The sequence below is a fragment of the Rufibacter tibetensis genome, from assembly GCF_001310085.1.
Taxonomy (GTDB): Bacteria; Bacteroidota; Bacteroidia; order Cytophagales; family Hymenobacteraceae; genus Nibribacter; species Nibribacter tibetensis.
Genome location: NZ_CP012643.1, coordinates 3,345,568 through 3,360,013, shown reverse-complemented (window position 1 = coordinate 3,360,013; position 14,446 = coordinate 3,345,568). Strand labels below are relative to the sequence as shown.

Genomic DNA, 14,446 nt, shown 5'->3' with positions numbered 1-14,446 from the left:
CTTACTCAAAAGCGCCTTTAGCGTATCTCTTGGCACAATTCCACCAGCACCCCATTGGCAGATTTTGGGTGCACGAAGCACACCAACTTATTGTCAGCGCCACGTTTTGGGGCCTCATTCAGGAGTTGGAAACCTTCCGCTTTCAGCCGCTCCATCTCGGCTACAATATCCTCCACTTCAAAGGCGATGTGGTGGATTCCCTCCCCTTTCTTCTCTATGAACTTGGCAATAGCGCTATGTTCGGCTGTAGCCTCTAACAGTTCTATCTTGGTGTTCCCCACGTGAAAAAAGGAAGTATTAACCCCTTCGCTTTCAACTTTTTCTGCCTTATAAGGCTCTGCGCCTAGTAATTTGGCAAACAACTGATTTGCGTCTTGACAATTTCTTACGGCAATGCCAATATGTTCTACATGCATACGGTTTATTTAAAGGTATTCTAAGTAATGTTTTTTGTGTATTTTTGCGTGCAAATCAAACTAACTGTAGCGAAAAACTGTTTTTTTGATAAGCCATTAAAGGAAAACTACTGACGAAGATGCTGAAATTTCCGATTTATCTAGATAACAATGCCACCACGCCAATGGATCCGCGCGTGTTGGAGGCCATGTTGCCATACTTTACTAATCACTTCGGGAACGCTGCGTCCCGCAATCACCCTTTCGGTTGGGCCGCCGAGGAAGCTGTTGACTACGCTCGTGAGCAAATCGCTGCGTTGATCAACTGCAACCCTAAAGAGCTTATCTTCACCTCTGGTGCTACTGAGTCTGATAACTTAGCCATCAAAGGGGTGTTTGAAATGTACGCTTCTAAAGGAAACCACATTATCACGGCCACCACTGAGCACAAAGCGGTGTTGGATACGTGTAAGCATATCGAGAAAATAGGCGGACAGGTTACTTACTTACAAGTAAACCATGAAGGTCTTATTGATTTACAAGAGCTGGAAGCTGCCATCACTGACAAGACCATCCTGATCTCTATCATGTATGGTAACAATGAAGTGGGCGTGGTACAACCCATCAGAGAGATTGGACAGATTGCCAAAAAGCACGGTGTTCTTTTCTTCTCAGATGCTACTCAAGCCGTAGGTAAAATTCCGGTAGACGTAGAAGCTGACGGTATTGACCTGATGGCCTTCTCTGGTCACAAAATGTATGGACCTAAAGGTGTTGGTGCCTTGTACGTGCGTCGTAAAAACCCACGGGTGAAAGTTACTGCCCAGATGGACGGTGGCGGACACGAGCGTGGCATGCGTTCTGGTACCTTGAACGTACCTGGTATTGTTGGTTTAGGCAAAGCCGCTGAGATCTGCCGTACTGATATGGCCTCTGATACTGCTCGTATCATTGCCATGCGTGACCGCTTGGAGCGCGAGTTGCTGCAAATGGAAGAGTCTTACCTGAACGGAAACAAAGAAAGCCGTCTGCCCCACGTAAGCAATATCTCCTTCAAATATGTAGAGGGTGAAGGCTTGATGATGGGCGTAAAAGACATTGCCGTTTCTTCTGGCTCAGCCTGTACTTCTGCTTCTCTGGAGCCTTCTTATGTGTTGAAGGCCATGGGCATGAGCGATGACCTGGCACACTCTTCTTTGCGTTTTGGCTTAAGCCGTTTCACTACGGAAGAGGAAGTTGACTTCGCTATCAGCCACGTGAAAGAGGCCGTTACTAAACTCCGTGAACTATCCCCCTTATGGGAAATGTTCAAAGAGGGTATAGACCTTGACTCTGTAGAGTGGGCAGAACACTAAGATTTTATTTAACAGGCAGATATAAGTCACCTAGGTTATCAACTTCGCTTTAGAAGCGTATATACTAGGTACTTACTTCTGCTTCTTATTTCATACTTATTAAACTTTAATTAACACAAAGCCATGGCTTATTCAGATAAAGTAATCGATCATTACAGCAACCCACGTAACGTAGGTACGCTGGACAAATCAAAATCAAACGTGGGTACTGGTTTAGTAGGTGCCCCTGAGTGCGGTGACGTAATGCGTCTGCAGATTGAAGTAGATGAGAACCAGGTAATCACTGATGCCAAGTTCAAAACTTTCGGCTGTGGTTCTGCTATCGCTTCTTCTTCTCTGGCAACGGAGTGGTTGAAAGGCAAAACCGTTGACGAGGCTTTGGCCATCGACAACATGGAGATTGTGGAAGAGTTGGCCTTACCGCCCGTTAAAATTCACTGCTCTGTTTTAGCTGAGGACGCTATCAAATCTGCTATCAATGACTACCGCGTAAAAAACGGTTTAGAGCCATTGGTAGAGGCTAAGTCGCACCATTAATCTGTCTGCGAGCGCATGGAGGTAAACACCAATATGCACGTAGAGAGCGCCCGGATTCAGAAACAGATTGAGGATCATTTAGGCATGGAGGGAAGTCAGCTTTTGTTTGACTTCCGACCTATGGAAGACCGGATGCGCCTTGATTTAATTACGGTGAACCCGCGGCACCACCAATCATTCCTGTTCCATACGGTGACAGGATATGACCGGGTGGATGCGCTTCGGAAGATGCTGGATTATGTACGGCAATCGCGTGACCAGGAAAGCTCTTTCACCATCCAATGGGTGGCGCGGGGCGAACGCGAGCTGAACACTTCCTACTTCCGGGCGACCAACATGTATGATGCGTTGGATAAACTATATTACGGCCGAGATATCAACACCATTACTGTTTTCAGTGTGGTTTTGAATCCGGTCTCCTAAAATAAAGAAAGGACACGCGTATGATTACCGTTTCTGATAAAGCAAAAGAAAAAGTAGAAAAGCTGAAGCAAGACTCTAACATAGATGACAGCTTCCGTTTAAGAGCCTCTGTAGCTGGGGGTGGTTGCTCTGGCCTGTCTTACAAATTGGACTTCGATGATGAAGTAAAGCCGATGGACCAGGAGTTTGAAGACAAAGGCGTGAAGGTAGTGGTTGACATGAAAAGCTTCCTTTACCTGGCCGGCACTGAACTAGACTTCTCCGACGGACTGAACGGAAAAGGCTTCTTCTTCAACAACCCTAACGCCAGCCGTACTTGCGGCTGCGGTGACAGTTTCTCTGTGTAAACAGTCGCATTGATTATAAAGCAAAAAGGTACCGCATGCGGTGCCTTTTTGCTTTCTGGGTATTTTGAGGAAAGTAGGTTTAAAAAGGGCCTACTGATGGATAGTATTTATAACAACTTCCTATTATCAACAAAGATGCTTTTGCTTTTTAGAGCCAACTAATCCTACAACGAAAACAATTGTTTATTCAATCTACTTGTCTCCCCCATTTGGCATCATGTAAACTAACTAGAATAGCTCTAATTGATAGGAAGAGTCCTAATGCCCTTGTAGCTTAATACAAACTGGAACTACTACTAGCACTTCAAAGAGAAAGGCTGAAGATAACCTCTCCAGCCTTTCTTGAATTAACGCTAAAATGTAAATTTATCTAGCTACCTGAACCGGATGGTCTTCTAGTTGAGCGTAGTGTAATTTCCAGGCTCCTTTTTCATTCTTCTTCCAAACCAACATAAAGTTACCCTCGCCCTCTCCTTTTGGCAATTGACGATCAGAAGGAATCACATCTACGGTAAAGGTACCGCCTTCAAAAGCGATGTTTTCATCGGCTCCGGAACTTACTGCAAACGTCCGAAGATTTTCGATGGTACCCATAGTTTCCCGTACCCACTTCTGTGATACTTCAGACTTACCATTGTAGTGTACTTCACCTTGCACAAAGTGAACATCCTCGGCTAAAAGTGTATCTAGTTGAGCTGAATTTTTACTGTTCCAGGCTCCTATAAATTGCTGATTCAATTGCTGCACATTTACTGGTTCTTTTTTCTCGTCCATTTTAGAGCAGGAAGAGAGCAAAGCAGCAAATACAAACATTAACAGGTATGGTTTCATAGTCATTAATTTAAGAATGATTACCCCACATACTCTAATTGAATATTAGGAGTTTCAAATATTTTAAATTTTGGTCCAAAAAAACCCAAGCACAGGGCTTGGGCTTTTCTTTATATGAGGCTCTAGCCTAGCTTACCAGCTTTTTCTTCTGTATTCAGAATCTGCGTACGGCTTAGAATAGTCACCGTAGTGCTCGTTTGGTAAGAAAGATAAGTTAGACATGGTCATGATTTGTGGCTGACCGGCAGTATAACCAGTATAAGCCATGGCTGCTGGGGCAGCTACTGCAGCAGTAGTCTTAGCCGCAGAGGAAGTTGATCTTCTGGCAGAAGAACCGGCAGATCTGTTAGAAGAGCTATAAGCATAAGCTCTGTTAGCTGCTACACTTCTGTTGAACTCAGCTTCTCTCTTCTTTCTCTTGTTGTCTACGATTTTACCAACCCCGTATCCGGCGGCTCCACCAACAACACCACCTACTACCCCACCTACTACACGGTTACGCTTGTTGATGATGGCACCTGCCGCAGCACCAGTACCAGCTCCAATCACCGCACCTTTTGCTTGTGGGCTCCATTTTTTTCTTTCCTGCGCCTGAGCGTTGTTGAAAGCTACTGTCACTAAGAACATCAAGGCGAATATTAAACTTAGCTTTTTCATGTTAGTACTTTTTAGAGTCTGTAAAGTTTATCTCTTATGTTTTTTCTCTTTTCAACTACCGTGCCAAAAATGGAAAACTTTTCTACAAAGAAGTTTTACTCAGTTTTTCTAAAAACATAGAAAGAGATGTTCACCAGCAGAGGCTAAATCCCCCTACCAGATGCTAAAACGGAATTTGTAATATTTAGATACATCAATACTTAGGTGGTGCTTTTTATCTGGATTAAAGAGATAGTAACTCCTTTCCTTTAATCCCATATTTCAAACATTTTCTAGCTTTATTAATCACAAGTGAAACAAGTGACTAGTTCATAATGAAAACTTAGTTAGAAGCTCGTCTTTTCCCTACCGTGCCTTGCTTGTAATCTGTTATCTTTACTATCTCGCATATTTCCAATCCTGTGAAGATAACTTCTGTTCGTTTCCTCAATCTGAACTCGCTTCAGGGCGAGCACCTTATTCGGTTCGATGAGCCGCCTTTGAGCGAATCGGGCCTGTTTGCTATTACCGGTCCTACCGGGGCAGGCAAGACTACCATTCTGGACGCCATTACAGTGGCGTTGTATGGACAGGTGCCGCGCCATGGGCGGGATGTTTCTGAGATCATGACCCGCCACACAGGCGAGTGCTGGTCTGAGGTGGAGTTTGAGGCCCAGGGAAAAACTTACCGAGCCCGGTGGAACCTTCGGCGGAGCCGCGGCAAAGCCGATGGCAAACTGCAGAGCCCGGTCATGGAACTCATTAATGCCGCTACCCAGGAGATTCTGGAATCACGTCTTTCTGAGACCCGGCAGCGCATCATTGATTTGTGCGGTCTGGATTTTCAGCAGTTCCTCCGTTCGGTTATGCTCTCCCAAGGCGACTTTACTCGTTTCCTGAAGGCGAGTGAGAGCGAACGCAGTGAACTCTTGGAAAAACTCACCGATACTCGCATCTATTCCCAAATTTCCATGGTGGCTTATGAAAAGGCCAAAGCGGAAAAGCAAAAACTTCAGGACATTGAACAGCGCCTGCAGCTAGACCAACTCTTACCTGAGGAAACCCGCAATGCTTTGACCCAAGAAGTCACTGATTTGAAGGCTTCCGTGCGGTTGACTAACCAGCATGTACAGCAACACCATCAACAACAGGCCTGGCTGGAGAACTTACAAAAGTTAACACAGAAAGAAACACAACTCAGCAACCAGCTAACTTCAGCTCAAACCGAATACCAAACCTGGCAACCGCAGCGTGAAAGGTTAAGCTGTCATGAGCAGGGCCAGCCTTTCCAAGGCGAACTTACCAGATTGGAAGAAGTGCAGAAGCGGGGACAGGCTATAGGTAAAGCTGTGTCTATGTTACAGGAACAGGTGCCAGCGCAAAAACAAAAGGTATCTGCCCAGACTACTGCCACCCAGGCTGCCCGTACAGCACATGAACAGGCGCAGCAAATTCTTACAGAGGCAGAGCCGCGCTTAGATAAGGTATTGCAGCAAGACACCCACCTGGCGGCGCAACAGGCACAATATATAAAAGACGAGCAGGGTACAACCCAGCTGCAGGCCAACGTCCGGCAGCTTGCCACGTCTTTGGAACAAAAGCAGGCTGAATTTAAAAAGATAGAAGAGCAGGGCATTCAGCTGAAGAAATGGCTGGAGGAAAACGCCCTGGACGAAGAACTGATCCGGACCCTCCATGACGGAAAAGCAGAACTCAGGAACCTGGAGGAGGTACAAAAACAGCAAGCCAAGTTCACCAAAGAGCACGCTGATTTCAAGCTGATTTTAGAAAACGAGACCAAAAACACTGCTTCTTGGCGAAATCAGTTGCAGACCACTGAGGAGAAATTAAAAGAACAACAGACCCTGCTGGCAGATTTGCAGAAGCAAGCTACCGCTGCCCTGCAAGGCCAGGAACCCGAAGCGCTGGAACAGCTGTGCCATCGGCTCCCGCAAGTATGTAGTCAGTTGGAGAAACAGGTTGATCTAAGCAAAAGCTACCTGCAACTAGAGGCGCGCAGGCAAACGTTGCAACACCAACTTGCCCAGACAACCCAGAACCTGCACCAGAAACGCACTGGCTTTACCCAAACCAAAGCTGAGGTTGAACAGGCGCAGGAAAAGTTGAAAGACTTGCACCAGATTGTGGACCTGCAGCGGCAAATCCAGAAATACGAAGACGCCCGTGCCCACCTGCAGCCCGAACAACCTTGCCCGCTCTGCGGCTCTACGCACCACCCCTTTGTGGAGGAGCACCAGCCCCAGACCTTGACAGAGGCCGAGCAGAACCTTCTGCACCAGCAACAACGACTACAGCAATTGACTTTGCAGGAAAGGGAACTAGCCGCTGCGGTACACAAGTTGGAGCTGGAAGAGCAACACACCCAGAACCAGCTACAGGAAATTGGAGAGCAAGCTCAAAAGCTGCATACCCAATTCGCGCAGCTAAATACGGCTTTGGAACTGGCCCATGAGATTGCCCTTTCAGACGCCATAGACCACTACTGGACCACCCGCAAAACCGAACTACAGCAGGCCACAGGCACGCTGGAGAAACTCCGTGCCCTTCGCACCCGCACCGACGCTGCCCGGCAGGCTGAACAAAAACTACTCTCTGACCAGCAACGTTTCCGCTTTGAAATTGAAAAATCAACGGCAAAACGAGCAGACGCTGATGCCCAAGTCCAACGCCTGCAGGAAGAGCTACAAGATTTGACAGAGCAGGCACAGGTCATTGGGGATACCCTTCGTGGGTTCTTCGGCACCTACGGCCTCACCTACTCCGGCACCAATGGGACAGACCTACTCTCTCAACTGGAGAAGCGCAAGGATATCTATGAGCAAAGAAAGGCTCAGTTGCCTGAACTTCGGGTGAGGTATTCAGAAACCAAGGCCGAAGCAGAGAACAGTAAAAAGTTGGTAGAGGAAAAGCAATCAGAGCTGAAACACCGCCAAGAGCAACTGGAATCCACACGGCAACACCTAAAGGAGCTTCAAACCCAACGCTTCAACCTTCTGCCCGAAGGCTTACAACCACAAGCTGAGAAACAACGGCTCCAGAGAGAGTTGCAGCAAGCTGCTCAAGCGTTGCAATCTGCTGAAGCCACGCTGCAGCGTGAGCAGGAACAACTGAATTTCCTTCAACATCAGCTCACTGCCAAACAGCAAGACCTTCAGACAAACCAGCAGACTCAAACAAGCTTAGAAACGGCTCTTCTGCAAAAAGCCCAGCCGCTTGGTTTTACTTCCTTGGTAGAACTGCAAGCCCTTCTTTTGCCTGAAGCCGAAGTTAACCGCCTGCGTGAAGAGCAACGGCAGTTGGAAAAGACGATCACAGAACTGGAACACAGTTTGCTGCAAATAAGGGCTGAGCACCTAACTGAGAAAGAACGACACCTGACGGAACTGACGTTGGAAGAACTGCAACCGCTCATTCATACGCTGGAAGAAGAAAAGAACCAGCATCTGGCTCAGATCGCCCGCCTGGAACACCAACTATTGCAAGACGCTGAGCTCCGCGAAAAGCACCAGCAGCTTACCCAAAGGTTAGACGTGCAGAAAGGCGAAGCCGAACGGTGGGCTCGTTTGGCCAGCCTGATCGGCTCTGCCGATGGCAAGAAGTTCAGTAAGTATGCGCAAAGCCTTACTCTGGCCCGTTTGGTGGAATTAGGCAACCGGCACCTGCTCCGCCTTAACGACCGATACCGCATCTTGAAGAGCAAGGGCGAAGAACTGGAACTACAGATATTGGACACCTATCAGGGAGACGCTACCCGTTCCGTGAACTCACTTTCTGGTGGCGAGAGCTTCCTGGTAAGTCTTGCCTTGGCGCTGGGGCTTTCTGATCTGGCCAGCCACAAAACCCAAATCCATTCGCTCTTTATCGACGAGGGTTTCGGAACACTAGATGCTGAGACGCTGGACATTGCCATGGATGCGTTGGAAAGTCTGCAAGCCAGCGGAAAAATGATTGGCATTATCTCGCACGTAGAAGCCCTGAAAGAACGCATCAGCACCCAGATTGTAGTAGAGAAAAAAGCCGGCGGACGAAGTGGTATCAGGGTGGTAAACGGCAATGTACTTGTAATGTAGATTAGCCTTCCTTTAAAACAGAAACACCTTCCTCTTTATATAAAGAAGAAGGTGTTTCTGTTTTCTCTATTTTGATACTGGCTTTTGGCCTGTTTTTCTAGAAACAGCTTGAAAATAAACCCAGCCTCAATCAGCACAGGATTTGCAGGGAGTACGTTTTTCCCTGTTCGCCTGAGCTAAGGTAATGGCCGCTTTACTGCTTTTGCACCGCTCCAGAAGACTACAATTTGAATAAACATGGAAAGTTTTGGAGCCTTTGCTTTGGCAGATGTGCACTTTCCCGCCTTTGGCTATTGCCGTTGCTCCTGAGGAAGACGTCTTTTTGGAAGAGCTGCCGGAATTGTCAGATTTAGTATTCGCAGCGTTCGCACTGTTCCCGCGGCGGCTTTGCCGGAATTCCCAAGGAGCCTGAGGCGATGGCCCCTCCCAAAGTCCCCGTTTCTCAGCACGGGCTTCCGCCTCCAGACGGGCTAACTCCTGATCTTTGGAATAGGCGGTGTAGTGCCAGGCAAACCCATTTTTAACCAGTTCCTGATTTAAGCTACGGCCATCAGGCAGGATGATTTCTCCTACGGTGCGTCCGTACCTGTCCACGTCCTGCACCACCAATTGCACAAACTTCCCGAAGACCAGGTCAGAGGTAAACTGCCGGGCGCGGGTACCGTAATCCTGATTCTTCTCCGGGCAATCCACGCCTTGAAGCCGCACCCGCAGTGGTTTTCCATCTTTCAGTAACTCTACCGTATCGCCGTCTTTAATGGCAATCACCTTATAGCCGTTTTCAACCGCCTGTTCTTCTGTGGGTACCTGATTGGTTTCCTGCGCCTGTTCCTGGCTTTTTTGACACCCCAGAAGCATTCCTACACAAAGAAGCCAGACAGTAAATTTTGAAAAGGCGAAGGACGGTCGCATAGGTAAAGTAAATAGTTGGTTCAGATACTAATACGAAAAAAATAAACCCCTGACTTCTTACGCAGAGCAGGTTGACGGCTGCTCTATGAAATAAAGCTTTGAGTGGCTTCAAAAAAATTAAAGATCACAAAGGACCTTAAAATTAAGGATTTATAAAAGGAGATAAGAAACAGTTATGAAAGTGTCAGGAAAGACAAAGTTTATAGAAGTATTGTTAGGGAAATAGCAAATCAGGCAATTAATATTTGGTAACACATTACCCATTATGTTAATTATTTATTAATGATAGAGTTTTATCATTGAAAATTTCTTACAATATTAGACAGCCAAACATGTTCAAACATCATTTTCAGGTTACTTATGATCACTTCTACTGCTACGGCTACAAAGCCTGCCAAGGCCCAGGCGGTCACTAAGCTCTCCAAGATTCCCTTCATTCTGTTGGTGATTGTGGTAGGGTTGACCTTCGTTTTCCCTTCTGTTCCTAAAGTGGTTACTCCTGCGGAGTTGAATCAGGCCGACGTGGCCTGGATGCTGACCGCTACGGCGTTTGTGTTGCTCATGACCCCGGGACTTGCTTTCTTTTATGGGGGCATGGTGAACCGGAAGAACGTGATTTCTACCATGCTGCAAAGCTTTATCTGCATGGCCATGCTTACGGTGATCTGGATTGTCTTTGGCTTCAGCTTGGCCTTTGGAGACTCTATCGGTGGTATCATCGGGGACCCAACTACGTTCTTCATGATGCAGAACGTGCTGGATGGTACTCCCTGGTCCCTTGCTCCTACTATCCCATTGGCTTTGTTTGCCATGTTCCAGCTTAAGTTCGCGATCATCACCCCGGCATTGATCACAGGAGCGTTCGCCGAACGCATACGGTTTACCTCTTACACCATCTTTATTCTGTTTTTCTTCTGTTTTATTTATGCTCCGCTGGCGCACGCTACCTGGCACCCCGAAGGTCTTCTGTTCAAGCTGGGCGTTTTGGATTTCGCGGGCGGAACCGTGGTGCACATGTCCGCAGGCTGGGCGGCTTTGGCCTCAGCCCTGTTCCTGAAGAGAAGAAACGAGCCCACGCACTCCCCGGCTATGATTACGTTTGTGCTGCTGGGTACCGGTTTGCTGTGGTTTGGCTGGTTTGGGTTTAACGCAGGTTCTGCCATGGGGGCCAACAGCCTTGCCGCAACTGCAATGGCTACTACCATGACCGCTTCTGCCGCCGCCGCCCTGGCCTGGATTTTCTTTGATGGCGTGAAAGGACGCAAACCATCTGCCATGGGTACCTGCATTGGCGCTGTGGTTGGGCTGGTGGCCATCACTCCTGCCGCCGGCTTTGTGACCTTGCCCCACTCTATTGCCATTGGCGTAATCTCAGCCGTTGTAAGCAATTTATTAGTGGACCTCCGTACACGTACCAGCATTGATGATACCTTAGATGTGTTTCCTTGCCACGGCGTAGGTGGTATGGTAGGCATGCTCCTGACAGGAGTATTTGCCAGCAAAGGCGTGAATCCGGCCATTGCGGACCAAGGACTGCTGTTTGGAGAAACCAAGTTGTTTCTGGCTCAATCTGGTGCCTTGATTGGTGTTTCCATCTTCGCCTTTGCGGGTTCCTGGGCTCTGTTGAAAGTGACTAACCTGATTTCTCCTTTGCGGGTGTCTATGGAAGAGGAACAACTAGGCCTTGACCTTTCTCAGCACGACGAGAGAATATAGATCCATTTCATATCGTTTTATCAAAAACGAGCTAGAAACAGCTTTTCATAAGTTGTTTCTAGCTCGTTTTCATTTGAGAACTCTGCAATAGGCAATCTAAAGTTGTTCCTGTTTCAATGCTTTTACCTGAATTTAAAACAGTAGTCCCAGAACAACTTTTATTCTTTTACACAAGACCAAAACTGCACTGCACCTGTCTTAAATCCTATCACATTCCTATTTATACACATAACACTTAATATTACACACCGTTAAATACAACACATCAACCAAATGTAGATTATGAAAAATCTGAAAATATCTTTGGTCATGCTGTGCTCAGTATTTGTTTTAGGCGGAAGCGTAACTCATGAAGCTCAGGCACAGGAAGTAAAAAAAGAAAGAAAAGGCTGGAGTAAGAAAGCCAAAGGTGCTGTCATTGGCGGTGCCGGTGGGGCAGCTACCGGAGCTATCATAGGTGGTACTAAAGGTGCCGTGATTGGTGCCGCTGCTGGTACAGTAGCGGGTGGTGCCATTGGTAGAAAGAAAGACAGAAAAAAAGATTCTAAGCGCTACGATCAGTACGCTAAAAAGAATAACGACTAATTCCCTTTAATTTTTTAAGTCAAAAAGGCGGCTTTTCCCTTATAGGGAAGCCGCCTTTTTTATGCTGTAAATTATACCTGCCTCCTAGGTCTATTTAAAGAAGGAAAGGCCAATTAAACCTAAACCTTATTAGTACTCACCCCCTTCGCGGTCTGGGCCAGCAGGTATATCCTCCTCTTCTCTTTCTCTTTTCTGGGCTGTATTCCCAAAACGGTAGCTAAAGCCCACAAACACCAATTGGCTCTGGGGCTTGTAGCGGCTGGTTTCTTCCAATTGGTTTTCAATGAAGGTGTTGGAATTGAACCGCATGGTGTTGAACAAGTCCTGCACTCTTAAAATGATATTACCCTTTCCGCCTAACACTTCCTTACGGGCACTTAAACTGGTCATGAAGAAAGAGGAACGTTCTCCCTGTACCGTCACCGTTGGCGAACGGTAATTGAGGGAAAGCTGCACTTCGGTTTTGTAAGGCAAGGTGAAATTTGTATTGAGGCGACTGGTCCAGCTCAGGCGGCTGTTGGAAGCCAGTCCCTGCTCAGTGGCATCTATCCTATAATTAAACCCAGACACATTCGCGTTGAGGCGCCACCACTTGAACAAGTTAGCGGTTCCCGTTAGCTCCAGTCCGTAAGACTCACCTGAAGCAATATTTTGAAAGGTTGATAGCGTGGCGTTTTCCCCATTATCGGTTACAAATGGGTTCCGAATGCTCTGCACCACATCGGTCATTCTGCGGTAGAAAATCCCAACGGTGGCAGTGGTCTCCTTCCAGAAATGTAAGTAATTCACCTCGTAAGAATTGATGAACTCAGGGCGAAGGTTTGGATTACCTTCCCTGATGTTTAGAGGATCAGATATATCACGGAAAGGGTTTAACTGTCCCGTCCATGGGCGATCAATGCGGCGACTGTAGCTGGTCTGTACTTTCTGCTCCTGCGAAAATTCGTACGTCAGGAAAAGGCTTGGAAACAGGTTCAGGTAATCAATGTTATTGCGCTTGCCTTGGGTTATCTGGTTTGTCACAATGTTGGTTTGCTCCAGCCGCGAACCCAATTGGTAACTGAATTTGCCTATGGCATCACCGTAGTTTCCGTATACGGCATGCACCCACTCATCGTACACAAAATGATTGGTGCGGCCAATGCTGTTTTCATAGCGGCCAGAAGCTCTGTTGAATTCGGTGGCTTGTACATCTTCGTCGTTGCGTTCAAAGGTGCTGCGATAGCCAGCTTCCCACTTTCCTTTCTCACTGAACGGATGCACATAGTCTACCTGCAAAGAGAATTCCCGCTCCTTCTCTAAGCCTTGGTTTTTCTGCAAGTCGTTTCGGTCTGGTGTTTCGCGGCCTTCCGCATTGTAGAACATCTGCCTGAAATCATCTTGCCCGCGTTCTTCCTCCTGGTTGAAAACGGCATCGGCGGTTAACTCGCGGCCGGGTTTGTCAAAGGTCATGCGGTACCCCAATGTGTACTCAAAAAGGCGGCTGGTTTCATCACCCCTAGTGGTTCTAGTAGAAGTGCTGTTAAGCGACCGGTTTTCTTCTAAAAAACGGTAAAAGGTAGTACCGTTGCCCTCGCGGTAACCGTACCGGTACAGCACCGAACCCGTGAAGCTTTGCTTGTCCGTTAGCTGGTAATCGGCCCCAAACCGCACGTTATGGTTTCCCCGCTGGTTAGAATTAGAAGATTGCTGGTCTAGGAAAAAAGTAGTATCCTGTTCAGATTCTGTCTTATCATAGCTGGTTCTGAACAAGCTTCCGATGCCTTTTCGGTAATCCTGCCGAAAATCATAATTGGTGAACAGGTTCAGCTTTCCAAAGCGGTAGTTCAGGTTCAAGGAAGTATTATAGCGGTTGCCCATCCCGGCATTCACTGAGGCTACTCCGTTTAAGCCCCTTTGCTTCTCTTTTTTCAAAATGATGTTCAAAACACCACCCGTTCCGCTGGGGTCATATTTAGACGAGGGATTGGTGATCACCTCTACCCGCTCAATGGTGCTGGCCGGAATCTGGTCCAGTCCCATCCCGCTTAAGGCAGAGGGCTTGCCATCAATGAGAATGGTGATGTTGGAAGTACCGCGCATGCTCACAGTTCCTTCCTGGTCCACGGTCACCGAGGGCACGTTCTGCATCACGTCCACTGCTGTCCCGCCCACGGTGGAAAGGTCCTGCCCCACATTGTAGACTCTTCGGTCTAAGCCATACTCTACCTGCGCACGCTGTCCTACTACTTCCACCGCTTTCAGCAACGTACTCGCAGAGCGTAAGGCAATCACTCCCAAATTAACCGCGGGTGCGGCGGCTGTTACCTGAATGTTGGGCATAACACGGGTAGAGTACCCTACAAACGAAATTTTGAGATGATAGCGTCCTTCAGCCACTGGAGTAAGGACAAAAGATCCATCGCCCTCCACCAACGCACTGGCGACAATAGAAGAATCACTGCTTGCCAGAAGTGCCGCCGTGGCGAAGCCCACTGGTTGTTTGGTGGTAGCATCCTGCAGTTTACCAGTAATTTTGCCTTGCGCCAGGACTGTACTAAAATGAAGCGTGAGAAGGGAAAATAGAAGAAGAAGTTGTTTCATGAGGGGGGAGAAAAGATGTCGCTAATCAAAGAACT

12 protein-coding genes are annotated in these 14,446 nt (G+C 47.6%); 7 read left to right on the top strand and 5 right to left on the bottom strand.

Features of this window, described 5'->3' with window-relative positions:
- Positions 1 to 17 precede the first annotated feature (17 nt).
- The gene (gene mce, locus DC20_RS13795) at positions 18 to 416 is read right to left on the bottom strand and encodes a methylmalonyl-CoA epimerase (RefSeq protein WP_062544369.1); all 399 of its coding nucleotides are present in this window, start codon (positions 414 to 416) and stop codon (positions 18 to 20) included.
- 119 nt (positions 417 to 535) lie between these two features.
- Here mce and DC20_RS13790 point away from each other — a divergent pair, with 119 nt between their 5' ends.
- The 4 genes from DC20_RS13790 (at position 536) to DC20_RS13775 (ending at position 3,057) form a co-directional block, all read left to right on the top strand.
- Positions 536 to 1,750, top strand: a complete 1,215-nt coding sequence (locus tag DC20_RS13790) for an IscS subfamily cysteine desulfurase (protein ID WP_316934509.1) — start codon at positions 536 to 538, stop codon at positions 1,748 to 1,750.
- Positions 1,751 to 1,873: 123 nt separating this feature from the next.
- Positions 1,874 to 2,287, top strand: a complete 414-nt coding sequence (gene iscU, locus DC20_RS13785) for a Fe-S cluster assembly scaffold IscU (protein WP_062544368.1) — start codon at positions 1,874 to 1,876, stop codon at positions 2,285 to 2,287.
- Positions 2,288 to 2,302: 15 nt separating this feature from the next.
- The gene (locus DC20_RS13780) at positions 2,303 to 2,710 is read left to right on the top strand and encodes a hypothetical protein (RefSeq protein ID WP_062544367.1); all 408 of its coding nucleotides are present in this window, start codon (positions 2,303 to 2,305) and stop codon (positions 2,708 to 2,710) included.
- A 20-nt stretch (positions 2,711 to 2,730) separates the two neighbouring features.
- Positions 2,731 to 3,057: a HesB/IscA family protein gene (locus DC20_RS13775; protein ID WP_062544366.1), complete on the top strand. Its 327-nt coding sequence runs from the start codon at positions 2,731 to 2,733 to the stop codon at positions 3,055 to 3,057.
- Between the two features lie 366 nt (positions 3,058 to 3,423).
- Here DC20_RS13775 and DC20_RS13770 read toward each other — a convergent pair whose 3' ends face one another.
- Positions 3,424 to 3,888: a YybH family protein gene (locus tag DC20_RS13770; RefSeq protein ID WP_062544365.1), complete on the bottom strand. Its 465-nt coding sequence runs from the start codon at positions 3,886 to 3,888 to the stop codon at positions 3,424 to 3,426.
- A gap of 132 nt (positions 3,889 to 4,020) precedes the next feature.
- Positions 4,021 to 4,545, bottom strand: a complete 525-nt coding sequence (locus tag DC20_RS13765; RefSeq protein ID WP_062544364.1) for a YMGG-like glycine zipper-containing protein — start codon at positions 4,543 to 4,545, stop codon at positions 4,021 to 4,023.
- A gap of 401 nt (positions 4,546 to 4,946) precedes the next feature.
- Between DC20_RS13765 and DC20_RS13760 the strand changes: the two genes are divergently transcribed.
- Entirely contained in the window at positions 4,947 to 8,615 is a 3,669-nt protein-coding gene (locus DC20_RS13760) for an AAA family ATPase (RefSeq protein ID WP_071885463.1), read from the top strand.
- A gap of 126 nt (positions 8,616 to 8,741) precedes the next feature.
- Here DC20_RS13760 and DC20_RS13755 read toward each other — a convergent pair whose 3' ends face one another.
- Positions 8,742 to 9,527, bottom strand: coding sequence for a thermonuclease family protein (locus DC20_RS13755; RefSeq protein WP_071885462.1), 786 nt, complete (start codon positions 9,525 to 9,527; stop codon positions 8,742 to 8,744).
- Between the two features lie 360 nt (positions 9,528 to 9,887).
- Between DC20_RS13755 and DC20_RS13750 the strand changes: the two genes are divergently transcribed.
- Both DC20_RS13750 and DC20_RS13745 read left to right on the top strand, forming a co-directional pair.
- Positions 9,888 to 11,243 (top strand): ammonium transporter, encoded by a 1,356-nt coding sequence (locus DC20_RS13750; RefSeq protein WP_062544361.1) that lies wholly within the window; start codon positions 9,888 to 9,890, stop codon positions 11,241 to 11,243.
- A 282-nt stretch (positions 11,244 to 11,525) separates the two neighbouring features.
- The gene (locus DC20_RS13745; RefSeq protein ID WP_157593162.1) at positions 11,526 to 11,828 is read left to right on the top strand and encodes a YMGG-like glycine zipper-containing protein; all 303 of its coding nucleotides are present in this window, start codon (positions 11,526 to 11,528) and stop codon (positions 11,826 to 11,828) included.
- A gap of 129 nt (positions 11,829 to 11,957) precedes the next feature.
- On the opposite strand, the gene DC20_RS13740 is transcribed toward DC20_RS13745, so the two are convergent.
- Entirely contained in the window at positions 11,958 to 14,411 is a 2,454-nt protein-coding gene (locus DC20_RS13740; RefSeq protein ID WP_062544359.1) for a TonB-dependent receptor domain-containing protein, read from the bottom strand.
- Between the last annotated feature and the right edge of the window lie 35 nt (positions 14,412 to 14,446).